Origin of the sequence: Actinomadura keratinilytica (assembly GCF_039539665.1) — a bacterium.
In the GTDB taxonomy this organism is placed as follows: Bacteria; Actinomycetota; Actinomycetes; order Streptosporangiales; family Streptosporangiaceae; genus Spirillospora; species Spirillospora keratinilytica.
Map to the genome: position 1 here is coordinate 22,094 of NZ_BAABDO010000043.1, position 25,148 is coordinate 47,241.

At 74.5% G+C, this 25,148-nt stretch carries 22 protein-coding genes; 9 read left to right on the forward strand and 13 right to left on the reverse strand.

What is annotated here, in order from left to right; translation table 11 throughout:
* Positions 1–69: 69 nt before the first annotated feature.
* From ABD879_RS15870 to ABD879_RS15880, 3 genes are all read right to left on the reverse strand, one after another.
* On the reverse strand, positions 70–1,089 hold the full coding sequence (locus ABD879_RS15870; protein WP_345022151.1) for a LacI family DNA-binding transcriptional regulator: 1,020 nt from the start codon (positions 1,087–1,089) through the stop codon (positions 70–72).
* Between the two features lie 168 nt (positions 1,090–1,257).
* Complete coding sequence (locus ABD879_RS15875; RefSeq protein ID WP_345022153.1) at positions 1,258–1,461, reverse strand: hypothetical protein; 204 nt, start codon at positions 1,459–1,461, stop codon at positions 1,258–1,260.
* Between the two features lie 74 nt (positions 1,462–1,535).
* Positions 1,536–2,771, reverse strand: coding sequence for an FAD-dependent oxidoreductase (locus ABD879_RS15880; protein ID WP_345022155.1), 1,236 nt, complete (start codon positions 2,769–2,771; stop codon positions 1,536–1,538).
* Between the two features lie 675 nt (positions 2,772–3,446).
* Here ABD879_RS15880 and ABD879_RS15885 point away from each other — a divergent pair.
* A complete protein-coding gene (locus ABD879_RS15885; RefSeq protein ID WP_345022157.1) occupies positions 3,447–4,613 on the forward strand; it encodes a carboxylate-amine ligase in 1,167 nt (388 codons plus the stop codon).
* 43 nt (positions 4,614–4,656) lie between these two features.
* Positions 4,657–5,736 (forward strand): iron-containing redox enzyme family protein, encoded by a 1,080-nt coding sequence (locus ABD879_RS15890; protein ID WP_345022159.1) that lies wholly within the window; start codon positions 4,657–4,659, stop codon positions 5,734–5,736.
* A gap of 122 nt (positions 5,737–5,858) precedes the next feature.
* On the opposite strand, the gene ABD879_RS15895 is transcribed toward ABD879_RS15890, so the two are convergent.
* Positions 5,859–6,143 (reverse strand): CDGSH iron-sulfur domain-containing protein, encoded by a 285-nt coding sequence (locus ABD879_RS15895; RefSeq protein ID WP_425549637.1) that lies wholly within the window; start codon positions 6,141–6,143, stop codon positions 5,859–5,861.
* Complete coding sequence (locus ABD879_RS15900) at positions 6,115–6,774, reverse strand: HemK2/MTQ2 family protein methyltransferase (protein ID WP_345022161.1); 660 nt, start codon at positions 6,772–6,774, stop codon at positions 6,115–6,117. The genes ABD879_RS15895 and ABD879_RS15900 overlap by 29 nt, the downstream gene beginning before the upstream one ends.
* A 78-nt stretch (positions 6,775–6,852) precedes the next feature.
* On the opposite strand from ABD879_RS15900, the gene ABD879_RS15905 reads away from it, so the two are divergent.
* Positions 6,853–7,314 carry an acyl-CoA thioesterase gene (locus tag ABD879_RS15905; protein WP_345022162.1) on the forward strand — a complete coding sequence of 154 codons (462 nt, stop codon included), beginning with the start codon at positions 6,853–6,855 and terminating at the stop codon, positions 7,312–7,314.
* On the opposite strand, the gene ABD879_RS15910 is transcribed toward ABD879_RS15905, so the two are convergent.
* Positions 7,290–8,441: an amidohydrolase family protein gene (locus ABD879_RS15910; protein WP_345022164.1), complete on the reverse strand. Its 1,152-nt coding sequence runs from the start codon at positions 8,439–8,441 to the stop codon at positions 7,290–7,292. The genes ABD879_RS15905 and ABD879_RS15910 overlap by 25 nt on opposite strands.
* A gap of 106 nt (positions 8,442–8,547) precedes the next feature.
* Here ABD879_RS15910 and ABD879_RS15915 point away from each other — a divergent pair, with 106 nt between their 5' ends.
* Entirely contained in the window at positions 8,548–9,987 is a 1,440-nt protein-coding gene (locus ABD879_RS15915) for a type I glutamate--ammonia ligase (RefSeq protein ID WP_345022165.1), read from the forward strand.
* 271 nt (positions 9,988–10,258) lie between these two features.
* Here the strand turns inward: ABD879_RS15915 and ABD879_RS15920 are convergent, their stop codons facing one another.
* Complete coding sequence (locus tag ABD879_RS15920) at positions 10,259–10,462, reverse strand: hypothetical protein (RefSeq protein WP_345022166.1); 204 nt, start codon at positions 10,460–10,462, stop codon at positions 10,259–10,261.
* Positions 10,463–10,564: 102 nt separating this feature from the next.
* Between ABD879_RS15920 and ABD879_RS15925 the strand changes: the two genes are divergently transcribed.
* Positions 10,565–11,158: a CGNR zinc finger domain-containing protein gene (locus ABD879_RS15925; RefSeq protein ID WP_345022168.1), complete on the forward strand. Its 594-nt coding sequence runs from the start codon at positions 10,565–10,567 to the stop codon at positions 11,156–11,158.
* Between the two features lie 75 nt (positions 11,159–11,233).
* On the opposite strand, the gene ABD879_RS15930 is transcribed toward ABD879_RS15925, so the two are convergent.
* Positions 11,234–12,286, reverse strand: a complete 1,053-nt coding sequence (locus ABD879_RS15930) for a M14 family zinc carboxypeptidase (RefSeq protein ID WP_345022170.1) — start codon at positions 12,284–12,286, stop codon at positions 11,234–11,236.
* 76 nt (positions 12,287–12,362) lie between these two features.
* Entirely contained in the window at positions 12,363–13,808 is a 1,446-nt protein-coding gene (locus ABD879_RS15935; RefSeq protein ID WP_345022172.1) for an LVIVD repeat-containing protein, read from the reverse strand.
* Positions 13,809–14,091: 283 nt separating this feature from the next.
* Between ABD879_RS15935 and ABD879_RS15940 the strand changes: the two genes are divergently transcribed.
* Positions 14,092–15,612, forward strand: coding sequence for a peptide ABC transporter substrate-binding protein (locus ABD879_RS15940; protein ID WP_345022174.1), 1,521 nt, complete (start codon positions 14,092–14,094; stop codon positions 15,610–15,612).
* 57 nt (positions 15,613–15,669) lie between these two features.
* On the opposite strand, the gene ABD879_RS15945 is transcribed toward ABD879_RS15940, so the two are convergent.
* On the reverse strand, positions 15,670–18,267 hold the full coding sequence (locus ABD879_RS15945; protein ID WP_345022176.1) for a multicopper oxidase domain-containing protein: 2,598 nt from the start codon (positions 18,265–18,267) through the stop codon (positions 15,670–15,672).
* Positions 18,264–19,412, reverse strand: coding sequence for a hypothetical protein (locus ABD879_RS15950; protein WP_345022179.1), 1,149 nt, complete (start codon positions 19,410–19,412; stop codon positions 18,264–18,266). The genes ABD879_RS15945 and ABD879_RS15950 overlap by 4 nt, the downstream gene beginning before the upstream one ends.
* A 129-nt stretch (positions 19,413–19,541) precedes the next feature.
* Between ABD879_RS15950 and ABD879_RS15955 the strand changes: the two genes are divergently transcribed.
* Positions 19,542–20,327 (forward strand): DUF2249 domain-containing protein, encoded by a 786-nt coding sequence (locus tag ABD879_RS15955; protein WP_345022181.1) that lies wholly within the window; start codon positions 19,542–19,544, stop codon positions 20,325–20,327.
* A 117-nt stretch (positions 20,328–20,444) separates the two neighbouring features.
* Here ABD879_RS15955 and ABD879_RS15960 read toward each other — a convergent pair whose 3' ends face one another.
* Positions 20,445–21,137 carry a helix-turn-helix transcriptional regulator gene (locus ABD879_RS15960; protein ID WP_345022183.1) on the reverse strand — a complete coding sequence of 231 codons (693 nt, stop codon included), beginning with the start codon at positions 21,135–21,137 and terminating at the stop codon, positions 20,445–20,447.
* 340 nt (positions 21,138–21,477) lie between these two features.
* On the opposite strand from ABD879_RS15960, the gene ABD879_RS15965 reads away from it, so the two are divergent.
* Both ABD879_RS15965 and ABD879_RS15970 read left to right on the forward strand, forming a co-directional pair.
* The gene (locus tag ABD879_RS15965; protein WP_345022186.1) at positions 21,478–23,847 is read left to right on the forward strand and encodes a nitric-oxide reductase large subunit; all 2,370 of its coding nucleotides are present in this window, start codon (positions 21,478–21,480) and stop codon (positions 23,845–23,847) included.
* Positions 23,848–23,868: 21 nt separating this feature from the next.
* The gene (locus tag ABD879_RS15970; RefSeq protein WP_345022188.1) at positions 23,869–24,237 is read left to right on the forward strand and encodes a hypothetical protein; all 369 of its coding nucleotides are present in this window, start codon (positions 23,869–23,871) and stop codon (positions 24,235–24,237) included.
* Between the two features lie 95 nt (positions 24,238–24,332).
* Here ABD879_RS15970 and ABD879_RS15975 read toward each other — a convergent pair.
* Positions 24,333–25,148: tetratricopeptide repeat protein (locus ABD879_RS15975; protein ID WP_345022190.1), on the reverse strand; the 816-nt coding region annotated here is incomplete at its 5' end.

The window sequence follows — 25,148 nt, forward strand, 5'->3', positions numbered from 1 at the left end:
GTTCTGTGCGTCAGTCGCCCCCGTCCGCCTCTCCGCGTCCCGCCCGCTCTCCGGGACGCGCCGCTCGGGCTAGCGGGGGTCTTGGCCGGGCCGCTCCCGGGCCACCAGTTCCGGTCGCAACATCACCCCCTCAAGCGGGCCGCCGGGTGTGCGGAACTGCCGGACCAGCAGGTCGACGACGTGGTGCGCCACCTTGTCCAGCGGCTGGCGCACGCTCGACAGCGGTGGTGTCATCAGCGCCGCCGACGGGGAGTCGTCGTAACCGACGGCCTCCACGCGGGGGCGTCCGGCGGAGTCGACGCCGATCGCCTGGCGGGCGGCGACGGCGAAGGTGTCGCTGCCGCAGGCGAACGCGGTGGGCGGATCCGGCTGCTCCATCATCCGGCGCGCCACCGCCGCGATCTCGGCGGGATCCTCGGCGCCGGCGCCCGACAGCCCTTCGGTGGCCAGGCCGTGCCGGCGCATGGCCGCCCGCCATCCGGCGCGCCGCTCGTCGCCGACCCGCTGGCCCTCGGGCCAGCCCAGGTAGGCGATGCGGCGGTGGCCGCGGGCGACCAGGTGGTCGACCGACTGCGCCATGCCGTCGGCGCCGTCGACGTCCACCCACGAGCACCGCCGGGGGTCGGCCGGACGGCCGAAGCTGACGCAGGGGATGCCGCGTTCGGCGCACCAGTCCGGCCGCTTGTCGGCGGCTTCGATGTCGGCCAGCACGAACCCGTCGACGGTGCCGGTGCCGATCAGCTCGGCGTAGGCGGCCAGCTCCTCGTCCGCCGTGGAGGCGCTGAACAGCAGCAGGTGGTAGCCGACGCCGCCGGCCGACTCGGCCAGCGCGTGCAGGAACCGGTCCAGCAGGTTGTTCAGCCCGGTCGGCGCGGCGATCTTGAAGCCGATGCAGCGGCTGGTGCGCTCGCGCAGGTTGCGCGCGGCCCGGTTGGGCAGGTAGCCCAGCTCGTCGATCGCCCGGCGGACCCGTTCGGCGGTGGCGGGGGCGACCCGGTCGGGTGCGTTCAGCACGTTCGACACCGTCTGGCGCGAGACTCCGGCGGCCGCCGCGACCTCGGAAATGGTCACGCCGCTGCGCTCACGCATGAGTCCCGTCACCCCCATTGGTTCGTCGGGCACCGGGCGATTTGATCGTTCAAACCGCCGTGTGAGCGATCAAATTGGCACTGTTTCGGGCATGTGTCAAGAGGGTGACGGCAGTGTGTCCGCCCAGGGACGGGCCGGTGGGGCGGACGCGCGCCTGCGGGCGGCGGTTCAGTCCCGCCGTTCGTAGCGCTCGAAGGCCGTTTCCAGGCCGGCGCACACCTCGGCGGTGGTCTCCAGGAACTCCTGCGCCCGGGGCTCGTCGACCTTGCCGAGCTCCTCCCGGGCGACCCGGACGACGGCGGTGAGCATGTCGTGCAGCCTGCCGGTGTGGTGGCGCGGGTCGTCCTCCGGGTACCACGAGTAGTGCGGCATCGCGATCTCCCCCCGGTGGCGGCATGATCCGCCTGCTCGTACCCGGGCAGCCGGGCGCGACACCCGGGGCCGGGTCACCCGGCGGCGGCCGTCCCGGCCGCCTCGGCGGGCACCGCGACCGACCGGCGCGGCAGCGTCCGCGCCAGGTGGGCGGCGACCCTGCGCGCGGCGAACGCGGTGCCCTGGACGAACTGCATGCCCGGCCCGAACGTCTGCTTGGCCAGCAGCCCGACCGCGTACAGGCCCGGCATGGACGTCTCGAAGTGCGCCGACAGCCAGGGCGCCGCGCCGTCCCGCCGCAGCCCGTCGGCCAGGACCGGGTCCAGCAGGGACAGCCGGCGCAGATCGACCTCGAAGCCGGTGCCGCACACGACGTGGTCGGTGTCGATGCGGTGGGTCCGCCCGCCGGCGTCGGTGAGCGACAGCCGGACCCGGTCGCCGTCGGCGGCGGCGTCGGTGATCCGGTAGCCCAGCAGCGCGGGCACGCGGTCGACGAACCGGTCGCGCAGCCACCAGGCGCCGGCCGGGCCGAGCGCGGTCCGTGCGATGTGCCGGCGGGCGGCGGCCGGCAGGTGCCGCACCGCGTGCGGCGCGTTCGCGTACACCCAGGTCCGCCAGCCCGTGCCGAGCCCCGACTCGGGGGCGAGCAGCCGGTCGCGCAGCGGGCGGCGCGGCAGGGGCACGCCGTTCCAGCGCAGCCGGTCGGCGCGGGCCACCAGCCGCACCCGGGCGCCCGCCTCGTCCAGCAGCACCGCGGTCTCCAGGGCGGCCTGTCCCGCGCCGATCACGGTCACGTCCCGTCCGCCGAAGCCGCCGAAGTCGTTGTGGTCGATGGTGTGGCTGGCCAGCGCGGGCGGGAAGGCGGCCAGCTGCTCGGGGCGGCGGGCGAACGGCACGACGCCCACCGCGAGCACGACCGCCCGCGCCCGCGCCCGGTCGCCGCCCGCCAGCTCCAGCGCGAACCCGCCGCCGGCGGTCCGCACCGCGGTCACCATCGACGGGTCCAGGTTGGGCACGGCCTGCCGTTGGAACCAGCGGCCGTAGTCGACGAAGCGTTCCACCGGGATCGGCAGGCTCCGCGCGCACGGCAGGTTGTTGATCTCGCAGAAGGCGATGAAGTCGCAGGAGTTCCCCGGCGCGGCCAGCCCGGAGTTCTGCGGTTCGGATTTCAGCAGCATTCCGCGCGGCATGTTCCGCGCCCAGGTCCCCATGGGTTCGCCGAAGACGACCACGTCCAATCCGAGGGCGGCGGCGTGCGCCGCCACGGAAAGCCCGTATGGGCCGGCGCCCACCACCGCCACATCCGCCATGGAAGCGTTCACTGCCGTGCCCCCCTCTCAGCATCGGGCCGAATCGCACCCGCCCTCCGGACGATCCTGCGGCGGTAATACCGGAACACGCCAGTGCCCGCGACCGCCCGCGCAGGAAGATTGGCCGCGGTTTTAGTCGGTCAGGAGAATCGTCCGCGCATTTCGGAACGCCGCAGGAACGCCGCCTCGAATTCCATCGGACCGGGCGGTTCTGGACATCACCGTCCACTCCGAAAGGCCGGTTTTCCGCAGCCAGTGCGCATACCGCGCGGCCGTCGGCGGCCGCTTCGGCAAGGTGCTCGACAGGCCGTCCGGGCGGCGTCCGTCCGCAGGGCGGCGTGTTATCCGAATCGCGTGGAGGAAGGCACCGGCGGGTGACGGGCGCCCGGCCTCCGGCGGGTGAATGCAGTGCTCCCGCAGTAGACGGGGAATGAACCGTGCCGGAGGCCGGGCGCCTCGCACTCTACCGACATCTCGGGGCCGCCGCGGAATGACCGATCCGGCGCCGGGCGGGCTGTCGGCCGCGACGTCTCCGGGCGAGGGGCGTCGGCGACGATCGCGGAATGACCAGGACGGGACGGCAGCCGCCCTGCCCGCGCCCGGCCGGCCGGCGACTCCCCCTGGGGAACGGGCCGACAAAACGGGTAAGAACGGCTGGTCGATAGGGGGTCGGACATGTCGGACGCAGGCCTGTCGATGGGGGTCGAGGAGGAGTTCCTCCTGGTGGACCCGGTCACCGGGGCGACGGTCGCGCGCGCCGAGCCGGTGCTGGCACGCGCCCGCGCCGCTCCCCCGCCCGCACCCGACACCGGGCTCCAGGCGGAACTGCTGCGGACGCAGGTGGAGGCGGCCACGGGGGTGTGCACCCGGCTGGCGGAGGTGCGCCGCCAGCTGCGCGAGTCCCGGGCCCTGCTGGCGGACGCGGCCCGCGCGGAGGACGCGCGCCTGGTGTCGACGGGGACGGCGGTCACCGCGGCCGCCGCGCCGGCGTTCGCGTTCTCCCCCGGGGAGCGGTTCCAGCGGATCGCCGAGATGGGCGGCGGGGTGTTCGCCGACTACGAGGTGTGCGGCTGCCACGTGCACGTCGGCGTCCCGGACCGGGAGACCGCGCTCGCGGTGGTCAACCACCTGCGCCCCTGGCTGCCGACGCTGGTGGCGCTGGCGGTCAACTCGCCGATCGACCGGGGCCGCGACCGCGGGTTCGCCAGCTGCCGGGTGACCGAGAAGATGGGCCGGTTCCCCTGCTCGGGGGTGCCGCCGTGGTTCGAGTCGGTCGCCGCCTACGAGCGCGAGCTGGCCCGGCTGGTCGACTGCGGGGCGATGGCGGACACCGCCATGACGTTCTGGCTGGCGCGCCCCTCCCCCCGGCTGCCGACCGTGGAGCTGCGCGGGGCGGACGCCGTGGCCACCGTCGAGGACGCCACGCTGCAGGCGGGTCTGTCGCGGGCGCTGGTGCGCACGGCGCTGGCCGACCTGGCGGCGGGGCGGGAGGCGCCGCGCGTGTCGCCGCAGGTGTGCGCGGCGGCGCTGTGGGCGGCCGCCCGGTACGGCATGACCGGCCCCGGGGTGCATCCGCTGCGGGAGCGCCGGGTGCCCGCCGCCGAGCTGGCCGCCGAACTGATCGACCACGTCGCGCCCGCGCTGGAGGAGACCGGCGATCTGGCGGAGGTCCGCGCGCTGCTGGCGGGGGTGCTGCGGGACGGGACGGGCGCCGAACGGCAGCGGCTGGCCGACGCGCGCGGCGGCCCCCGGGCGGTGCTGGACCTGCTGGTGCGGCAGACGGAGGGCGACCGGCAGACCGAGCGGCAGGCCGGACCGACGCGGAGCATGGACCCGTCGTGAACGGGTACCGGTGCGCGAACGTCCCCAGGTGACGGGAGAGAGCATGACCCTGACGCCGACCGGTTCCCCCTTCCCCCCGGCCGCCCGCGAGCCCGCCCCGCCGCTGCCCGAGCCGCGCGGGCCGCTGTCGGAGGCCGTGGTGGAGGCGCTGCGCCGACCGGCGTCCGAACCCGCGCCGCCGCTGCACGCGGCCGCGCGGCCGCTTCTGCGCCGCTGCGCCGACCCGTACGGGGAGGACCTGCAGCTCGCCCTCTACACCTGCTACGAGCTGCACTACCGCGGGTTCGACGGGGTGGACGCGGCCTGGGAGTGGTCACCGGACCTGCTGCGGCTGCGGGGCGGGATGGAGCGCGTGTTCCTCGGCGCGCTGCGCGCCGACACGCCCGGCGGCGACGACGCCGAGGGGACGCTGGGCGCGCTGCTGGAGGAGCCCGCGGACGCCTACGGCGTCTCCCACCACCTGTGCGAGCGGGGCGAGCGGTGGCAGCTGCGCGAGTTCGCGGCGCACCGCTCGGCCTACCACCTCAAGGAGGCCGACCCGCACGCCTGGGTGATCCCGCGGCTGCGCGGACGCGCCAAGGCGTCCCTGGTCGCGGTGGAGTTCGACGAGTTCGGCGGCGGCCGGGCCGAGGCGGTGCACGCCGTGCTGTTCGCCGGTCTGATGGACGATCTCGGCCTGGACTCCCGCTACGGCCGCTACCTGGACCTGGTCCCGGCGCCGATGCTGGCGATCGTGTCGATGATGTCGCTGTTCGGGCTGCACCGGGGGCTGCGCGGCGCGATGGTCGGGCACTTCGCCGCCGCCGAGATCACCACGGCGCCCGCGGCGCGGCGGATGGCGCGGGCCGCGCGGCGGCTCGGGGCGGGTCCGCGGTGCGTCCGCTTCTACACCGAGCACATCGAGGCCGACGCCGTCCACGAGCAGGTGCTGCGGCACGAGGTCGTCGGGGACCTGCTCGCCCGCGAGCCGGAGCTGGCCGCCGACGTGGCGTTCGGCGCGCAGGCGACCGGGCTGCTGGAGGACCGGTTCGGCGAGCACGTGCTGGCGTGCTGGCGGGCGGGCCGCAGTTCCCTGCGGCGCCCGCTGCCCTCCTCCCCCGACTCCGCGGTGTCACCGGGCTGAACGGTGTCACGCGGCCGGGCGATGTCACGGAATCGACGTCACGGGGCCGATGTCACGAGATTGCTGTCACGGGGCTGATGTCGCAGGGCTGATGTCACAGGGCTGGTGTCACCGCGCCGGTATCACGAGGCCGACGCGGTGTCAGAACCGGTTCCGCGCCGGTCGCGGGTCCTGCGGCACCGGCGGTGGCTGGTGTCGCAGAACGGGTAGCGGCCGCTGGCTCCGCAGGCGCACAACGCGACCATGAAGCGGTCCGAGGCGACCGAGGTGCCGTCGGGCAGCACCACCTCGACGGGGCCCTCGACCAGGATGGGCCCGCCGCGTTCGGCCAGGACCCGGCGGCGCGGCGGAGCCGCCGCACCGCCCGGGGCCGTCGCCTCATCTCCGGGGCCGGGTGTGGTCGGCACGGATCACCACCAGTTCCTCGTCGTCCTGCCCGGGCCGGATCGCGCCCCGGGCCAGCAGGTCGGCCGTCCGGGACCGCATGACCGGTCCGAACGGCTCGCGTCTGCGGGCCGCCACCGACGTCTTGAGCCCGGCGGCCCGCAGGGCGCGCAGCGTCTCGTCCACCCCGCACACCGACGACTGGGCGAGCAGCAGCGTCCCGCCCGGCGCCAGGTGCCGGGGCGCCTGGTCGCAGATCCGGTCGAGCAGCGCACGCCCGTCGGGGCCGGCGTCCCAGCAGCGGGACCGTCCGTGCCGCGGCGGCGGGAAGCACCCCGACGGGACGTACGGCGGGTTGGCCAGGATGATGTCGAACAGCTCGCCCGCGACCGGTGCGAGCAGGTCGCCGCGATGGGCGCGCACGCGCACTCCCCGAAGGCGCGCGTTGACGCGGGTGGCCAGCACGGCCCGGGCGGACAGGTCCACCGCGACGACCGTCCCGGCCGTCTCGCGCGCCGCCGCCAGCGCGACCGCGCCGGTGCCGGTGCACAGGTCCAGCACGCGGGCGCCGCGCGGCATGGCGGCCTGCCGCAGGGCCTCGGTGAGCAGGGCCGTGTCCGCCTGCGGGCGGTACACCCCCGGCAGCCTCAGCATCCACATCTCTCCCCGGATACCCCGTACACATCCGACAAACATGATCAGATAACGACACGACGGATATACAGTCGTCCCGTGACGGACGATCTGCACGAGGCGCCGGGGTTCACCCACCGGATCAGGGTGCGGTACAGCGAGTGCGACATGCAGGGCGTGGTGTTCAACGCCAACTACTTCGTCTACCTGGACGACGCCCTCGACCAGTGGTTCCACCGGAGGCTCGGCGCCGAGTACCTCGGCCGGTTCGAGTACATGGTCAAGAAGGCGGCGATGGAGTGGTCGGCTCCGGCGCGCCTGCACGACGTGATCGAACTGCGCCCCCGCGTGACGCGGTGGGGGCGGACGTCGTTCGACATCGGGGTGAGCCTGTCCATCGACGGCCGGCCGGTCGGCGAGGCGGAGTTCGTGATGATCAGCGTCGACCCGGGGACGCACCGGCCCGTGCCCGTCCCGGACGAGGTGCGCCGGGCGCTGGACGGCCGGGCCGGCTCGGACGGCGCGGCCCCCGCGGATCAGGGGCGGTCGCCGAGCCGGTAGGCGCGGCGGGCGTTGCCCGACGCGATCATCTCGGCGACGCGCGCGGCGTCGCGTTCGGTCCAGGAGCCCTCGGCCACGCCTTCGGCCAGGACGCGCCCCAGGCCGCGGCGGAACAGCAGCGCCCCCAGGTGGTACAGCTCGGGCAGGCCGTAGGCGTCGGAGGCGAACAGCACCTTGCCGAACGGCGCCAGCTCCATCAGCTCGGCGAGGACGGCCCAGGCCCGGTCGCCGAGGTTGTGGACGGCCAGGCTGACGTCGACGAAGACGTTGGGGAACACCTGCGCCAGGTAGCCGGCGTTGCGGTGGAACGGGTAGTTGTGCAGCAGCATGACCGGGACGTCCTTGCGGGCCAGCTCCCGGAGCAGGCCGGTGAGCAGCAGCGGGTCGCAGCGGCGCAGGTCGGCGTCGGCGTCGCCGTAGCCGGCGTGGAACTGGATCGGCAGCCCCAGGTCGCACGCGCACCACACCAGGAAGCGGTGCAGCACCTCGTCCCGGACGCGGGGCGGCGCGTCGCATCCGGCCAGCCCCCGCTCGGTGTCCCGCAGCAGGCGCCCGGCCGCCTTCGCCACCTCCTCGCCCGACGGCCGCTCCCCCGACAGCTCCAGCCCGGCCCGGTAGGCGGCGATCGACTTGACGCCGGCCGCCCGCGGCGCGCGGGCCTCCAGCCGGGCGCGCACCTCCGCGGCGAACGCCGACGCGCTCACACCGTCGAAGACGACCTCCTCGGCCAGCGTCTCCAGCCGCAGGATCTCGTGTGCGGGCGCGCCCGCCAGGCAGCCCAGCTCGGCGGGCTCCAGCAGCGGCTCGGGGGTGTGGCCGGTGTCCACGCACAGCGCCGCCAGGCCCGCCGCCCGCAGGAACCGGCGGTTCACCTCGGCCGCCCCCAGCTCGGCGCGGCGCGCGAGGTAGTCGTCCGGCTCGGCGTGCGCGGGCAGGTCGAGCACCGGCGCGCACCAGCGCCGCACCGCGAACCCGATCCGCGAGTCGAACAGGCCGCCGTCCGGTCCCCCGCCCGCGTCGGCCTCGGTCAGCAGCGCCTCGAACGCGGCGCGGTCGAGGCCGCGGCGGACGACGCCGTGGCAGTGGTGGTCCACCAGCGGCAGCGACTCGATCTTCTCCTCCAACACGGCGGCCCTCCATCGGCGCGTGGTCGTGGCCTCGCCTCGCCCTGGCTTCTACGATGCCCGTACCGACAGTCTTCGCACCGGTGCGAAGTGTGACCAGGGGGCCGTCATGGCAGCAGTCCTGGAAGACGTGTGGCCGCCGCTGGACCGCGCGGCTCGCGACCGGCTCGGCAGGCGCGCCGCGGAGGCGGCCCGGGCCCTGGGCGGGCAGAACATCGCGGCGGTGGCGCTGACCTGGGTCGACACCAGCGGCGTCACCCGCACCAAGGCGGTGCCGACGGCACGTCTGGAGTACGCGGCGCAATGGGGCGTCGGCATGTCCCCCGTGTTCGACGTCTTCCTGCTGGACGACTCGATCACCAGCGGCCGGTACGCCGGCGGCCCCAGCGGCGACCTGCGGCTGCATCCCGACCTCGACCGCCTGACGCCGATGGCCGCGCTGCCGGGCTGGGCGTGGGCCCCCGCCGACCGGTACGCCCAGGACGGCACCGTGCACCCGCTGGACGCCCGGGCGCTGCTGCGCCGCGAGACCGCCCGGCTGGCCGCGGACGGCTGGTCGGTGCGCGCGGCGTTCGAGATCGAGTGGGCGGTGTCCAAGGAGGGCGGCGACGGTTTCGTCCCGGCCTGCCACGGCCCCGCCTACGGCATGGCGCGGATCAGCGAGCTGCCCGACTACCTGCGCGACGTGCTCACGTCCCTGGCCGCGAGCGGCGTGACGGTGGTGCAGATCCACCCCGAGTACTCGGCCGGGCAGTACGAGCTGTCGGTGGCCCCGGAGGACCCGGTCGGTGCGGCCGACACCGCCGTGCTGGTGCGCGAGACGATCCGGGCGGTGACGCTGCGGCACGGGCTGGCGGCGTCGTTCTCCCCGAAGGTGGAGGCGGACGCGGTCGGCAACGGGCAGCACGTCCACCTGAGCCTGTGGCGGGGCGGCGCGCCGGAGCCGGCGGAGGGTGCGGGGCCGGTGAACGCGATGACCGGCGGCGACGGCCCGTTCGGGATGACCGCCGCCGCGCAGTCGTTCGCGGCGGGCATCCTGCGGCGGCTGCCCGCGCTGCTGGCGGTCGGCGCGCCGTCGGTCGCCAGCTACCTGCGTCTGATCCCGTCGCACTGGGCGGGCGCCTACGCCTGCTGGGGCCTGGAGAACCGCGAGGCGGCGCTGCGGTTCGTCACCGGGCCGGACGACGAGCGCGCGCAGGCGGCCAACCTGGAGGTCAAGTGCATCGACGCCGCCGCCAACCCCTATCTGGTGCTGGCGGCGCTGCTGGCCGCGGGCCGCGCCGGAATGGCCGCCGGGGCCGTGCTGCCCGCCCCCGTCGACGTCGATCCGGCCTCCCTCGGGCCGGCGGACCTGGCCGGACGCGGCATCGTCCGGCTGCCCGCCTCGCTCGGCGAGGCGGTGCGGGCGTTCGAGGAGGACCCGGTGCTGGGCGATGCGCTGGGCCAGGCCGTGATCGACACCGTGGCCGCCGTCCGGCGCGGTGAGATCGCGCTGCTGGACGGCGCCTCCCCGGAGGAGATCGCCGCCGCCACCCGCTGGCGCCACTGATCCGCGGCACGCCGCCGGGCGCGCGGCCAAGCGGCCCGCGAGGCCGACGCGGCGCACCCCGAAGGGCTCTCCGGGGTGCCGGCCGACTCGTGCCGAGGCTCCGCGCCGCGGAGCGAGTGTCGGGGGCGGGGGTGGGGCCCGCCCTACGGATCTTAGGCGGGTGCGCCCCCGACTTCCTCGGCTGAATGCATGATGTGTCACCGAGGCGGCGCCGACAACCCCTTTCGGCAGACGAATTCGGATTTCTTCGGCCGCCTCCGGTGCGCGGGGGTCACCGGCCGGGCGGAGCGGAGTCGTCGCGGGAGGAGCCGCACGAGGCCGCGACCACCCGTCCGGCCGCGTACGGCTGTACGCGGACCTGCACCTCACCGCAGGCGCAGCGGGTGTAGGTGACCACTCCCTCGGAGGTCAGGTGCCGTGACAGCACCTGGTAGATCTCGTTTTCCGGCCAGCCGCAGCGCGGGCACCCGTCCACGACGCTCCCGTCCGTCTGTGTCTCCGGCGTTCCCACCGGACCCCCGTAAGGGTTATAACTAATATGTCGTTTACAGCATGACACGGAGCGGAAGCCGGGGCAATGATGCGGATCACTGGATACAAAAGCCACGGGGTCGCCGCCGCCGTGGCCCTGGTGAACGCGGTCACCACGCGCGACGGCGACGACAGCGAGGACGCGCTGCGGGCGGTGCTGCGCGACAACGGCTTCTTCTGGCACCACTTCGAGCCGCGCGACGCCGAGCCGTTCCGCCGCTGGGGGCGGACGCTGCGGCCGTTCTTCGAGGCCACCGAGCTGGAGCAGGCCGTGGCGCTGCTCAACGAGCTGATGATGGAGGTGCCCATGCACCCCCACCTGGCCGACCACGACCCGCACGGCCTGCACATCCACTACGCGCCGCCGTCGGCGCGCCTGCCGCACCGCTTCCGCGCGACGACGCTGATGAACCTGTCGGAGCTGGTGGTCGAGCACGGGCTGAGCCGCACCGGCGTGTGCGCCGCGCCCGGCTGCGACCGCGTCTACGCCGACACCTCGCGCGCCGGGCGGCGCCGGTTCTGCTCGGAGAACTGCGCCAACCGCACCAACGTCGCCGCCTTCCGCGCTCGCCGACGCGCCCCCCGCGACACCTCCCCCAGGCAATCCGGGCCGGCGGCTCCGGGCACCGAGCCGGACTAGACAGCGGGGCGCCCCGCCCCGCCGGAGGCGGCACGGGGCGCCGAAGGGGAGGAGAAGAGCGCAGCGGGTGCCGCGCTACCGGCCCGCCGACGTGCCGCTCGGGATCGAGGGGCCGCGCGGCGGGATCCTGTCGGCCGCGGCCGGGTCGAGGCGGTCCAGGGCGCCGGACGCGGCGGCCTCGGCCAGCTCGACCATCGACCGGTAGGCCGTGCGGACCTGGAAGTGCTCGCGCTCGGGCGGCAGGGCGCTCAGCTCGACCAGCAGGGAGGCGCTGCCGAGCAGGCCGTAGGCGTTGCGCGCGATGCCCTGGTAGGTGCCGCCCGGGTACTGCGACACCACGGCGCCGGCGCGGGTGAACGCGTCGTAAACCGCCACGCCGACCTGCTTGGACCGGCGCAGCGCGGCGGTCGGCACCGACGGGTGGTTCGGCCACAGGATGGACGTGGTGATCTCGCGGCCGTCCGGCGGCGGGAAGGCGTAGCGGCCCTGCATGTGGTAGTCGACGACGATCGACGGGCGGAACGCGGCATAGGTCCGCTGGATCACCGCGGCCTCGGTCGCCGGGTTGTCGGCGGGCGCGACGGCCGGGTCGTGGTAGCGGTTGATGTCGTAGCCCTTGCCCCGCTCCCCGTACTCGGGGTCGGCGTCGGGGTCGTAGTTGTAGCGCCACCCGTGCTCGTGGCCGTCGGGGTTGGCGCGCACCACGATGCCCAGCGTGATCTTCGAGCGGACGGCGCGGGCGGCGCGGCCGTCGGATTGGCCCAGGGTGCGCAGCGCGGCCAGGGCCGACTCGGTGCCCAGCGGCTCGTTGCCGTGCTGCTGCGTGATGTACAGCACGCGCCTGGGCCCGTTGCCGAGCGTGGCGAACCAGATGGGCCGGCCTTCGTTGGACGTGCCGACGCTGCGGACGGTGACCCGCCCGCGGGAGGCGCGTTCGATCTGCTTGAGGGTGCGCGCCAGCTCGGCGTTGCTGTGCAGCCGGACGCCGCCCGTCTGCACGTGGGGTGCGGCGGCGGTCTGCGGTGCGGCGCCGGCGGTCGCGGCACCGGCCGGGGCCGCCGGCGCTCCGGCGGCCGTCACGAGTGCGGCCAGGCCGACGATCGCGGTGCGGGCACGCGGATGCGTCACGGGGGGATTCCTCCAGACGGGTTCGCGGATGTGACCTCGAAGGGCTCGGGGTCCTGGAGCCGCCGCGCGTGCGGCGTCAGCGGAAGGCGGGCTTCAGGACGTCGATGCCGCGGGCGTGGTCGGCCACGTACACGTAGCCGCCGTGGTAGTACGCCGCCCATGCGCGGGCGTCGTCGGGCCGGTAGTAGGCGATCTGCCGCGGGTTGGTGGGGTCGCGCACGTCGATGAACCGGGTGCCCTGCGCGTAGAACGCCTGGGCCAGCACGCCGTCCTTGACGTCGAAGTAGTGGGCCGAGCAGTCGTCGGTGTCGGGGCGGCTGCCCTCCTGGCCCGCCACGCCCCAGGTGCCGAGGGTCTGCAGCCGGAACGGGTTGTCGGGCGTGGACCGCCAGCCCTGGCCCCCGTAGGAGCCCTTCAGCGACGCCAGGACGAGCAGCCCGTCGTTGGCGCAGCCGTCGTTGAAGGTCTCCTCGGTGACGACGAGCACCTGCCCGTCCCCCCACTTGCGGGGGTCGGGCCCCTGGTCGCGGGTGCGGCCCACGGCCCGGAAGCTGTTGTGCATGAACGAGGAGTTGGTGGTGGCCTCGTCCAGGCCGCCGCCCGCGTACGGCACCGGGTCCCACGCGGTGGCCGTGCGGTAGCGCTTCTGCACCGGGTCCCAGTGCCGCCCGCTCGTGTGGTAGCCGCGCACGCCGCCCCGGCCGGACGCCCAGGCGATCCCGGCCGAGTCGACCTGGATGTCGTGGGTGTAGTCGGTCTTGCCGTCGTTGCGGCCGGTGTCGATGGGGTCTTGGAACACCTTGGGCCTGCGGGGGTTGCGCACGTCCGTCACCCACACGGGGCGGCCGCCCCAGTCCTCGGGCATCCACTTCGCCTTGGCGGGGCCGCCGGTCCACAGGTACCGGCAGTCGTTGATGCACGAGGTGGTATGCCCGGCGGGGATCACCTGGTAGGCGATCTGCCGCGGGTTCTCGGGCCTGGCCACGTCGATGACGTAGACGCCGGACTCGCCGGTGTCGGTGGTGCCGCCGAAGGCCCGCGGGTCCCGGGACAGGTAGATGATCTTGCGTTTGTGGTCGGCCTCGGTGTCCTCGCCCTGCCAGAACCCGGGCAGGTCGAACGTCCCGACCAGCTTGGGGCGGCGCGGGTCGGCGCTGATGTCGTAGGCCTTCAGCCCGAACCGGCCGGTCGCGTACATGATCGTGCGCTTGCGCGGGCCCGAGCCGTAGTCCATGAAGACCAGGGAGGTGGCCTCCTTGGCGTCGGGCACGTTGCCGACCCGCTGCACTCCCTTGACCGCCTCGGACACCCGGGAGGAGGTCTTGCCGACCGGCCCGCTGCCGTGGCCGGCGTGCCCGCCGAGGTCGCGTCCCTCGCCCTGGGCCTGCGACACGGCGGTCTGCTGGTTGCCGGGCTCGGGCGGGCAGGCCCACGCCGTGCCGGCCATGGCCAGCGCGGAGGCCGCCGCCGCGGCGGCGCCGGCGAGGACCCGCCTGGACTGTCGCTGGGGTCGGATACGCATCGCGCCTCCACGCCGAGGGGATGAGGGCCTAGGCAAGTGTGGACACGGAGATCGCCGCGCTCCATCGGCGAGTGGTCACAAAAAACCCGGCCCGGTTGGTGGTCAGATGATCATCCGGCAGGTGGGCGCCGGTGAACCGGCCCGGGCGGCCGGTCGCGGATGTTCCGGGGCGGCCGCGTGCCCTTCCCGCGCCGGGGGACGGTGCCGTACGCTCACCCGCGTCGTCCGCCGCCGCCGTCGGAAGGGTCCGGTTGAGCGCTGGGAAGGCCCCGGGGAGGGGCGGGTGAGGAGCCTCGCGCGCACGGCCGCGCTGGTGGCCGGTGCGGTGGCGATGCTGGTCGCGCCGGTGGCGGCCATGCGGGTGTGGAGCGCTCCCGCCGACCCGCGGATCTCGGTGGGCGCGGCGCCGCCCGCCACGCTGGTGCCGGGCGACGTCCGCGACCCGGCCGGCCGCATGATCGCCGCTGCGGTGTGGACCGGGCTGACCGCCCACGACGGCCGGGGCGGCACGCCGGTCGAGGCCGCCGCCGAGTCGATCACCAGCCCGGACCGGCGGGTGTGGACCGTGCGGCTGCGTCCCGGCGGGCGGTTCCACGACGGCTCGCCGGTGACGGCGCGGTCGTTCGTCGACGCCTGGCGCGCCACGCTGCGCGAGGGCTGGCACGGCGCCCGCCTGTTCACCGAGGTGGCCCGGGTGAAGGGCGCGGGCGGCCGGGACGACGACGTGGCGGGGCTGAAGGTGCGCGACGAGCGCACGTTCGAGGTGACGCTCGACCGCCCGCTGGCCGGCTTCCCGGCACTGCTGGCCGATCCGGCGTTCCTGCCGATGCCCGAGTCCGTGCTGCGGTCCCGCGACTGGGCCTCCTACGCGCGCAGACCCGTGGGCAACGGCCCGTTCCGGGTGCGCTCCCACGACGCCCGGGAAACGGTGCTGGAGCCGCGGGACGGCCGCGGCCGCACGGTCGTGGTGCGGGCGATGCCGGACGCCGCCGCCCAGTACCGCGCCGTCCAGGCCGGCGACCTGGACGTGGCCACCGCGGTCCCGCCGCAGCGGCACGCGTCGATGGACACCGACTTCCCCCGCCATCACCTGATGGTGCCCGGCCGGGCCATGACGTACCTGGTGATCCCCGAGTGGGACGAGCGGTTCGCCGGCCCGACCGTGCGGCACGCGCTGTCGATGGCGGTGGACCGGCGCGCGGTGGCCGAGGGGCCGCTCGGGCACCAGGCCAGCCCGGCCAACGCGCTGGTCCCGCCGGGCATCGGGCTGGGCCGCCGCGAGGGCCAGTGCCGGGTGTGCGTGCACGACCGGGCGGCCGCGTCCGCGGCGCTCGCCGACGCGGGCGGCCTCGACGGCCCCGTGCCGATCTGGTACGAGGCGGGCGCCGGCGACGACGCGTGGGTGAAGGCGGTCGCCGACCAGTGGCGTGCGACGCTGCGGCTGGACGCGCGCCCCAAGCCGGTGCCCGCCGCCGAGCTGCGCGCCGCCGTCGCCGACCGGAAGACCGACGGCCCCTTCGTCCTGCACTCGGCCCCCGACTACCCCGCACCCGTCGCCGCCCTCGCCCCGCTGCCGCGGCCCGGCGGCGGCGCGTCCGATCTCATCGAACAGGCCGAACGCGCCGCCGACCCGGACGACGGCGTGCTGCCGGCACGGCTGGCCGAGTCGTCCCTGCTGCGCGACATGCCGGTGATCCCGCTGTGGTACGGGCACGACCACCTCGTGTGGTCCGAACGCGTCCGCGGGGTGACCGCCGACGCCTTCACCGGGCTGGCGCTCGCCCGCCTCAGGGTGGCGGACTGACCTCGGCCGGCGCCGGCCGCCCGGCCCCGCCCCTCGACGGCGCGCCGGCTCACCGGGTCACTCGTCCTCCCCCGAGGTCACCTGGATGTAGCCGTGCGCGCCGGCCTCGCCGTGCCGCATGTCGTGGTCGACGAACGAGTACCGTCCGGGTTCGGGGAAGGTCGTTTCGATGAAGCCGCCTTGGGCGGCGGCCAGGTCCAGGACCTGCGCGCCGCCTCGATCGCGGCCCGGCCGCAGGAGGTAGGCGCCTTCCTTGTACACGGTGTCGAACCTGGTGCCGATGATGTGGAAGGCCGTGCCGGACGAGGGGCCCGCGGCGACCACCCAGAACCGGACCCGTTCGCCGGTACGGGCCGTCAGCGGCGCGTGGTCGTAGCCGGCGGCGGTGCCGTTGAACATCCAGCCGTCCGCGTCGCCTCGGCGCAGCCGGGCGGAGCGCGCCGCGTCGCCGATCTGCCCGGTGTACAGCTCGCCCTGCACGAGGATGTACTCGCGGTCGACGCGGGGCAGCTTCGGCGGGTCGATGACGACCGCGCCGTACATGCCGTTGGCGATGTGCTCGGTCATCGGCATCGTCGAGCAGTGGTACAGCCACGCCCCGGCCTGGTCGGCGCGGAACCGGTAGGTCAGGCGCTCGCCGGGCTGGATCGTGCGCATCGGCCGGTCGGGGGCGAGCGCACCGGCGTGGAAGTCGATGCCGTGGCCCATCGTCCCGGAGTTGACGAAGGTGACGGTGAACACGTCGCCGACGCTGCCGCGCAAGGTGGGCCCGGGGACGGTCCCGTTGAACGTCCACATGCGCTGCCGGACGCCCGGGGCGACCTCCAGGTCCTTTTCCTCGACGCGTATCTCGACGCGGTGCTCGCGGCCGCCGGGCGCGGGCTTCAGCGCGGCGTCATAGGGACGCCATTCCCGGCTCGGCGACGCGGTCAGGTCGAGCGGGGCGGGCGACGCCTGCGAATCCGCCGATCCGGCCGAGGCCGTCGCCGCGCCGGTGGGGGTGATGCGCAAGGTCATCCCGGCGGCCCGGTGCCCGGGCACGGTGCACCAGCCGTCTATGGCCTTCCGCAGCGGGTCCAGGCGCAGCGTCGCGGTCTCGCCGGTGCGGAGCATGGGCGTGCGCTGCCCGGTGTCCAGCCGCAGGTCGTGCTCTTGCGTGTCGACGTTGGTCACGCGCAGCACGAGGCGGGTGCCGGGTGCGGCTTCGATCGTCCCGGGGCGGACGCGCATGCCGCTCAGGGTGACGTCCACGGTCCGCGTGGCCGTGCCGGACGCCATGTGCCCGGCGTGCCCGGTGTGCTCGGCGGCGTCGGTCCCGGACGGGCCGCCGCCCTGTCCGGTCACCGCGACGACCACGACGAGGGCGGTGAGCACGGCCCCGACCGCCAGACCCGCGACGGGCGGCTTGGGCACCAGGCCGAAGGACCGGGCGACGGCGACGGCCGCGAGCACCACGAACACGCCGAGCGTCGCCAGCAGAACCCCCCAGGCCGTGCGCGACAGCCATGCCGGCACGGGCAGGACGATGAACGGGAGCGCCGCGTTGGCCAGGGCCAGACGGGTCTTCCACCCGTACTCCAGCAGGGCCGAGTTGCGCTTGACCGCGGCCGGGCCGCCGCCGAGCACCACCGGCAGCAGGAACATCATCGCGCCCACCAGGATCTGGCCGACGAAGCCCGCCATGACGAGCGGCAGCAGGGGACCGACGGCCCCGGCCACCTCGTCCGCGGGATGGACCGCCACCATGACCAGGTCGACGGCCACCGCGGCGACGAACCAGCCGGTCGCGGCCGCCACCATCCAGGACGCGGCCGAGTGCGGCCGCCGCCGCCGGAACGTGCGGACGGACGGCACCAGGGCCAACGCCGTCCCGGCCCCGTACAGCGCGAGCCCCGCCGCGGCGGCCCAGCGCGTGCCCGTCACAAGCGCGCCCACGGTCACGGCGAGACCGAGCACGACCGGCGCGAGGGAGCGACGGGCGAGCCTGCCGGTGTCCTCGTGCGCCCGGGTGCGCAGGACGGCCGGCCACAGGATGAACAGGGTGCCCAGCACGGCCAGCCCGACCCAGCCGAGCAGGTTGGCGTGGATGTGCGCGGCCTCCACCCGCAGGCGCAGCGAGCCGGTGACCTGCCCGGACACCATCAGCGCACCCAGCGTCCCCCCGGCGACCAGCGCGGCCCCCGAGCCTACGTACCAGGCCACCAGGTGGGCGAACCGGCCGCCCAGCGATCGCCGCGACCGGACGATCAGCGTGCCGACGTGGACGGCGGCGACGCCGCAGACCACGACGGCCCCGGCGGTGCCCAGCACCGCGTCGCCGCCGCTGGAGCCGTGCAGCACGGCCACCACCCCGGCGTTCAGCACGGCGAGGCGGAGCACCTGCCACCACCGCGCGGGCGCCGGCAGGTGCAGCAGCGCGGTGCTGAAGTGCTCGGTCCAGGTGACGACGGCGTTGGTGACCGCGCCGAGCAGGAAAGTGTGCACCGGCACCCAGTCGGCGCCGGGAAGGCGGTCCCGCGCGAACACGGTGAACACGGTTGTCGCGAACCAGGCCAGCACCACCGCGTTGGCGATCGCGTGCCAGGTGGCACGCGAACCGGACTGGTACGGCGGTCGCGGCCGCGGTCGTTCGATCTTCTCATCGACCGATGTCATCCAGGCTCCATCCTGGGGTCGGCTTGGGAGGGACGGGACAGGCGCGAGGCGGCGACGGCGCAGCAGGCGAACCCCATCAGCGCCGCCTCGCCGAGCACGCCGCCCGCCGCGCGCACGGTGCCCGCGTCGGCGAGGTCGCCCGTGACGCGGATCAGCACCGCGGCGTGCAGCAGGGCGAGCGGCCCGTACAGCAGCGGGTGATAGGGAAGCCGGACGCGCAGGACCGCGGGAAGGATCACCGGAGCGTGCCCGAACACCATGGACAGGACGAACCCAAGGAACACCGAGTGCAGAGCCGCGTCGTAGGCCCCTTGGTCCTCGGGTCTACCGACGATGGTCCATAGCGTCCCGGCCACCGCGAGCCAGGCGTATCCGGTCAGCAGGCACGCGGCGGCGTAGCGCGGCAGGCCGGTGCCGCGGACGGTCCGGCGGGCGATGTCGTACACGGCCAGCCAGGCGGCCAGCGCGAGCAGGCCCAGGCCGGCCAGCCGCCAGCCCGCATCCGGTGCCGCGACCGACACGGCGGCGCCGGCGCCGATCAGCGCGCAGGCCGCGATCAGTCCGTCCCCCGCCCGGCGCCGCAGGAACGCCACGTGCGCCAGCTCCAGCCGTTCCCCGGCGATCGTCAGCACGAGGAACGCCGTCAGCCAGGGCACCAGGTCGCCGGTCGGGGCGTCCCGGATCCACAGGACGCCCGCGACGTACCAGGCGACCGCGCCGGACGTCTGGAGGAGGATGTCGCGGCCGGGGCGGCGCCCCGGCCGCCGGCCGATCAGGGCGACGTACACCGCGACGAGCCAGCCGGCCGCCGCCGTCAGCAGCGGACGGCCGATCCCGGCGAGCCCGGCCGCGGTGGTGATCCCGCCCAGGCCGGCGAGGGCGGGCGCGGCATAGCCCCACGGACGTCCCAGCGCGACGGCGCGTTCGAGGCTGATCAGCGTGCCGAGGAAGCCGAGGGTCATCAGCGTCCCGTGGTTCTGCGCGACGCTCGGGCGGGGCACCGGCACCCGCAGACCGAGCAGCACCAGGCCGCCCCACAGCCCGGCGACCAGCGACACCGCGGCCAGGGCGAGCAGCGGAGACCGCCGCACGGCCGCCGAACGGGGTCTGGTGCGCGCCGCCGTGGCGGGCCGGCCGCCGGTCATCGCAGCTCCTCGGTCATCTCGCGCCGTCGCTTGAGTTTTTCATAGCTATGTTAGTAAATATCAATCTCACACTGTAAACCGGCCCGAGGGTGTCCGGGGTGTCCCGTGGCGTCCGTGAGAGGAGTCCCCATGACCGCACAGGCCACCGAGTCGCAGCGGGCGACCGTCCAGGCCATCCGGGAGCATCACGGCCGACTCGGCCGGACGATGGCCGACCACGCCCTCACCGTCCGGCGCGGCGCCGACCAGCTGGCCGAGCTGAGCGGGCCGCGGACGCGGATGGTGGAGTTCAGCCGCGCGGAGGTCCTTCCGCACGCGGCCGTCGAGAACGAGACGCTGTACCGGGCGGCGTGGGACGTCCCGGCGGCCCGCCTGCTGGTGCAGGCGATGATCCGCGAGCACGAACTGCTGCGCGAGCTGGTCGACGACCTGGAACGGGCGCGGACGGCGGGAGAGACCGCCGGTGCCGCGGTCGCGCTGAACGCGATGTTCCAGGCGCACCTGGAGAAGGAGAACGAGATGCTGCTGCCCGCCCTGGTGGAGGCCGGGGTCGACCTCGCCGGGGCCCTGGGGGGAAGGCACGAGGTCCTCGGGGAGTCCGCCGAGGCGGGCGAGGGGGGCTGCACCTGCGGCGGCTGCACCTGCGGCGGACACGACGCCCCCGGCACCCCCGGGGCCACCGCCGAGCTGATCGACGGCGAGCTGGACGTGCGCGCCCTGGCCCCGGCCCAGCGCCACGAGCAGATCTTCGCCGCCTTCCGGGCCCTGCCGCCCGGCGGGGCCTTCGTGCTGGTCAACGACCACGACCCCAAGCCGCTGTCCTACCAGTTCGCCGCCGAGTACCCCGGCCTCTACACCTGGGACTACCTCGAGGCGGGCCCGCAGGTCTGGCGGGTGCGCATCGGACGGCCGTGACCTGCGCCCGGGGCGCCGCCCGGCGGGCGGCGCCCCGGGCGTGCGTCGACGGTCCGAGCACGGGACCGGGCGCCCCACCGCGCATGGCGGGGCGCCCGGTCGGCCGGAACCGGCGCCCTACTCTCCCGTGTCGTCGCCCGCCTCGTGGCAGCGCAGATGGGCCAGGCACAGCTTGGGCTCGACGAACGGATCCAGCCGCTCGGCGGTCACGGGGGCGTTCATTTCGGCGAGGGCGCCCTGCATGAGGCCGAGATGCAGGGGGCAGATGACGTCCTGGTGCTCCTCGGCGATCTCCCGGAACGGGCAGTGCACCAGCCGGACCAGCGCGGCACCGGCGTCCGCCTCGACCTGCGTTCCGAAGCCGATGTCGGTGAGCAGGCCGGCCAGCTTCTCCAGGGCCTGCCGCGCGTCGACCCGCTCGAAGGGCGCGGGCCGGTCGGCCAGGTAGCGACCCCAGGCCCGGCCCGCCTCGGTCGCCGCCTTCGTCGGCTCCGGCATGGTCCCGGAGACCAGGCTGGTGAGGATCTGTGCGAGCAGCCGGTAGCTGCGCACGCCCTGGTCGGAGTCGGAGGCGCGGTACAGGGTGCGGGGCCGTCCGGGCTGGTCGCGCTCCTCGGTGGTGCGTTCGGCCAGGCCGGCCTCGACCAGCCCGTCGAGGTGGAACCGGACGGTGTTGGGATGCAGTCCGGTCCGTTCCGCCGCCTCCCGCACGCCCAGCGGTCCGAACGCGCGCAGCACCTCGAGCACGCTGGCGCGGCTGTCGCCGAGCGCGGCCCGCGGCTCGGCGTCGACGAGATGACGCTTACCCATGGCGCCATTTTACACGAAAAAAACTTGTAAAAAAGAGCCCACTTTCGGCGCACGCCGGTCCCGCTGACGCGCACCCCCTCGCGCCGGCGACCGGCGCGCAGGCGGACGCGCCATCCCCGCAGCGGTCCGGTCGGCAGCGCCGCGACGAGCCGAGATCCAGGGTGCGCACGGCCGACGATAGCGCGCCCGCGACCGACACGGGGCGGCGACGCGTCCGCCGGCCCCGTCCCCCTCACCTGGCCGGATCCGATGAAGGCGGGGGCGGTCGCAAGATTCTTCATGGTCGCTGATATAAAAACTACGTCACTCGTGAAAATAGTCGCTTCCCTGGAGGTCCCCAGTGACACCACCAGCGGCGACGTCTCCCCAGCGGCGCGACCGGCTCATCGGCCGGGGCTGGGTACAGGCCGCCGTCCTGATCACTCTCTTCGGCTTCTTCGTCCTGGTGCTGATGGGGTACCAGACCTACCGGTCCAGTCCGCCGATCCCCGAGCGCGCGGTCACCTCCGGCGGGCAGACCGTCTACACCGGCGCCGACGTCAGGGCCGGCCAGGACGTCTTCCTCAAGAACGGGCTGATGCAGTACGGCTCGATCTTCGGGCACGGCGCCTACCTCGGCCCCGACTTCACCGCCGACTACCTGCACCGCTCCGCCGAGATCGTCAACAAGTCCTATGGCGGCGGATCCGACACCGCGACCCGGCGTACGGTGGACGACTTCAAGCGGAACACCTACGACGAGAAGTCCGGCACCCTGACCGTGTCGGACGCGCAGGCGCAGGCCTTCGCCGCCCTGACGCGGCACTACGCGGAGTTCTTCGCCGCGCCCGAGGGCAAGACCGGGCTGCGCCCCAAGGCCATCACCGACCCGGTCCAGATCAAGCAGCTCACCAGCTACTTCGCCTGGAGCGCCTGGGCTGCGTCCACGGAGCGTCCGGGGAAGAACTACAGCTACACCAACAACTGGCCGTCCGAGCCGCTGGTCGGCAACACCCCGACCGCCGACACCGTCCTGTGGAGCGTGCTCAGCCTCGTGGCGCTGATCGGAGGCACCGGAGCGCTGTTCGCCGCGTTCGGCCGGTGGAACTGGCTCGGCTGGCACGGTCGCGACCAGCGTGAGCTGCGGTTCCGGGAACCCAGGTCGGTGCCTTTGACACCGAGCCAGCGCGCGATGGCCTGGTTCTTCCTCGCCATGGCGGGGCTGTTCCTGGTGCAGACCCTCGTCGGGGCGGCGGGGCAGCACTACCGGGCCGACCTGGAGAGCTTCTTCGGCATCCCGCTGGAGCGCTGGCTGCCGTACAACCTGGTGCGGACCTGGCACATCCAGCTCTCGCTGTTCTGGGTGTCGGTCAGCTTCCTGGCCGCCGGGATCTTCCTCGTGCCCATGATCACCCGCCGCCGGGATCCCAAGGGGCAGTCCGTGCTGTCCTACCTGCTGCTCGGCGCGCTGGTCGTCGTGGTGCTGGGGTCGCTGCTCGGCGAGCTCGCCGGCATGCGCGGCGCGTTCGGCAGGCTGTGGAGCTGGTTCGGCATGCAGGGGTTCGAGTACCTCGACCTCGGCAAGTTCTGGCAGATCCTGCTGACCGTCGGCATGGCCGTCTGGGTGGCGATGCTGTGGCGCGGCATGCGGCACAAGCTGGCGGGCGAAAGCCGGGGCAACCTGCCGTGGCTGTTCTTCTTCGCGGCGCTGGCGCTGCCCGTCGTGTACGCGACCGGGCTGTTGACCGACCACGGCGACACCTACACCATCACCGACTTCTGGCGGTTCATGGTGGTGCACCTGTGGGTCGAGGACTTCCTCGAACTGTTCACCACGGTGATGGTGGCCTACATCTTCGTGCTGCTCGGCGTGGTCCGGGAGAAGGTCGCGCTGCGCGTGGTGTACCTCGACATCGTCCTCTACAGCGTGGGCGGCGTCATCGGCACCGCCCACCACTGGTACTTCAACGGCGAGCCGGCCGAGGTGCTGGCCCTGGGCGCCTTCTTCTCGGCGCTCGAGGTCATCCCGCTGACCTTCCTCACCGTGGAGGCGTGGTCGTTCATCCGGCTCGGCGCGCGGCAGGAGTCCAGGAGCCCGACGCCGTTCCCGCACCGGTGGGCGGTGATGTTCCTGGTCGCGGTCGGCTTCTGGAACTTCCTCGGCGCCGGCGTGTTCGGCTTCCTGATCAACCTGCCGATCGTCTCCTACTACGAGATGGGGACGATGCTGACCGCCAACCACGGGCACGCGGCGATGATGGGCGTCTACGGCATGCTCGCGTGCGGTTTCGCGGTCTTCGCGCTGCGCTACCTGGTGCCGCGCAAGTACTGGTCGGACCGGCTGGTCTCGATCAGCTTCTGGTCGCTGAACGCGGGGCTGGCGTGGATGGTGTTCGTCACGCTGATGCCGATCGGGCTGCTGCAGCTGTACCACGCGGTCGACGTCGGCTACTGGGACGCGCGCAGCCTCGCCTACGTCGGCAACTCGACGAACGCGCTGTTCGAGTGGCTGCGGCTGCCGGGCGACGTGGTGTTCATCGTCGGCGGGGTGGTCCCGCTGCTGTGGCTGGCCTGGAACGCCGTCATCCACCGCCGCCGCGACCGAGCGGGCGAGCGCGACGGCCTCGCCACGCAGCCGCAGTCCGCCGAGTCCGCGGACGCCGCCGACGCGCGGGAGCCGGAGCTGGCGCTGTTCACCGAGGTCAAGGATCCGGGCGGTCGGGAAGCCTGATACGGGAAGGGTGATTCGACCATGCGGTTCGAGGCCGTCTTCCTCGCCTGCTACGCGCTGCTGCTGGTCGCCGCGGCGGGCGGGCTCCACCGGCTCGGCAAGATGAACACCTCGCCGTGGCGGAGCCGGGCGCTGGCCGGGCACCGCCGGCAGGTGCCCGACCCGCCGCCGACGGACGGCACCGACTGGCCGCACTCGGAGGCGGGGCGGATCAACACCCTCGTCGCCCTGGTGACGGCCCTGTCCGCCGTCACCCTGGCGGTCGTCGGGCTGGCCCGCAACCACCGTCCGATCGAGATCGCGGTGCTGGGCGTGGTCGCGTTCGCCGCCGCCGCGGCGGCGCTCGGCCTGGCCCGCGCGTTCACCGGCGGGTCCCGCGCCCGCCCGTGAGGCACTGGGAATAACACACCGGAAGCGGCGCCTCCTCGCCTCGCACGGCCGGGGTGAGGAGGCGTCGCTTCGGCATACCGGGAGGCCGGCCCGCCTCAGGGCGCCGGACTGGCCTCCGCCAGCGCCGACCACTCGGCCTTGACGCTCGCCGACTCCTCCTCGCGGCCGAGGATGGCCAGTCCGCGCCACAGCCGGTTCAGCACCTCGGCGAGCCGCCTGCGGTGGAACTGCGAACCGTTCCGGGCCGGCGGACGGTACAGCTCGGCGGACTCGCCGAGCGCGGCCACCGCCTCGGCGTCCCGGTTCACCTGGATCAGGCACACGGCCAAATCGCGCAGGGAGCCCGCCAGCTCGTCGCGCACCTCCGGGTCGGCCGCATCGCGGCGGCGGTGCTGCCGGACCGCCTCCTCGAAGTACGGCACGGCCTCGCCGTCGCGTTCCTGCATCGACAGGGCGACGCCCAGCCGGTTGGCGGCGACGGCCAGGTTGGCGCGGACGTCGGGGCGGGCGGGGTCGTCGGCGTGGTCGCGGTAGGTTTCGACGGCCTGCTGGAGCCGCCCGGCCGCGTCGCCGAGGCGGTCCTGGGCGAGCAGCCGCAGGCCGAGGTCCAGGGCGGCGTCGGCGAACTGGACGGTGTCGTCGCACAGCCGGGCGTGCGCGGCGGCGCTCTCCCCCACCCGGATGCCCTCCTCGACGCGCCCGGCGTCCTCGAGGAGCCGGCCCAGCAGCAGCTCGCACGCCACCTGCCGCTCGGCCGCGGCGGCGTCGCCGGTCGCGGGCGGGTCGGCGGGCCGGGGCGACTCGTCGCGGGCCGCGTTGGCGGCGGCGATGGCGGCGCCGACGATGCCGGCGGCGCGCAGCCGCACCGCCAGCCGCGTCAGCGGCCCGATGCGGTGGCTGTGCGGCGCGGC

Excerpts from the sequence above, each read along its gene's own strand:
- ABD879_RS15870 (WP_345022151.1), bottom strand. The coding sequence starts at position 1,089 with ATGCGTGAGCGCAGCGGCGTGACCATTTCCGAGGTCGCGGCGGCCGCC.
- ABD879_RS15875 (WP_345022153.1), bottom strand. The coding sequence starts at position 1,461 with ATGCCGCACTACTCGTGGTACCCGGAGGACGACCCGCGCCACCACACC.
- ABD879_RS15880 (WP_345022155.1), bottom strand. The coding sequence starts at position 2,771 with ATGGCGGATGTGGCGGTGGTGGGCGCCGGCCCATACGGGCTTTCCGTG.
- ABD879_RS15885 (WP_345022157.1), top strand. The coding sequence starts at position 3,447 with ATGTCGGACGCAGGCCTGTCGATGGGGGTCGAGGAGGAGTTCCTCCTG.
- ABD879_RS15890 (WP_345022159.1), top strand. The coding sequence starts at position 4,657 with ATGACCCTGACGCCGACCGGTTCCCCCTTCCCCCCGGCCGCCCGCGAG.
- ABD879_RS15900 (WP_345022161.1), bottom strand. The coding sequence starts at position 6,774 with ATGCTGAGGCTGCCGGGGGTGTACCGCCCGCAGGCGGACACGGCCCTG.
- ABD879_RS15915 (WP_345022165.1), top strand. The coding sequence starts at position 8,548 with ATGGCAGCAGTCCTGGAAGACGTGTGGCCGCCGCTGGACCGCGCGGCT.
- ABD879_RS15925 (WP_345022168.1), top strand. The coding sequence starts at position 10,565 with ATGATGCGGATCACTGGATACAAAAGCCACGGGGTCGCCGCCGCCGTG.
- ABD879_RS15935 (WP_345022172.1), bottom strand. The coding sequence starts at position 13,808 with ATGCGTATCCGACCCCAGCGACAGTCCAGGCGGGTCCTCGCCGGCGCC.
- ABD879_RS15945 (WP_345022176.1), bottom strand. The coding sequence starts at position 18,267 with ATGACATCGGTCGATGAGAAGATCGAACGACCGCGGCCGCGACCGCCG.
- ABD879_RS15950 (WP_345022179.1), bottom strand. The coding sequence starts at position 19,412 with ATGACCGGCGGCCGGCCCGCCACGGCGGCGCGCACCAGACCCCGTTCG.
- ABD879_RS15955 (WP_345022181.1), top strand. The coding sequence starts at position 19,542 with ATGACCGCACAGGCCACCGAGTCGCAGCGGGCGACCGTCCAGGCCATC.
- ABD879_RS15960 (WP_345022183.1), bottom strand. The coding sequence starts at position 21,137 with ATGGGTAAGCGTCATCTCGTCGACGCCGAGCCGCGGGCCGCGCTCGGC.
- ABD879_RS15970 (WP_345022188.1), top strand. The coding sequence starts at position 23,869 with ATGCGGTTCGAGGCCGTCTTCCTCGCCTGCTACGCGCTGCTGCTGGTC.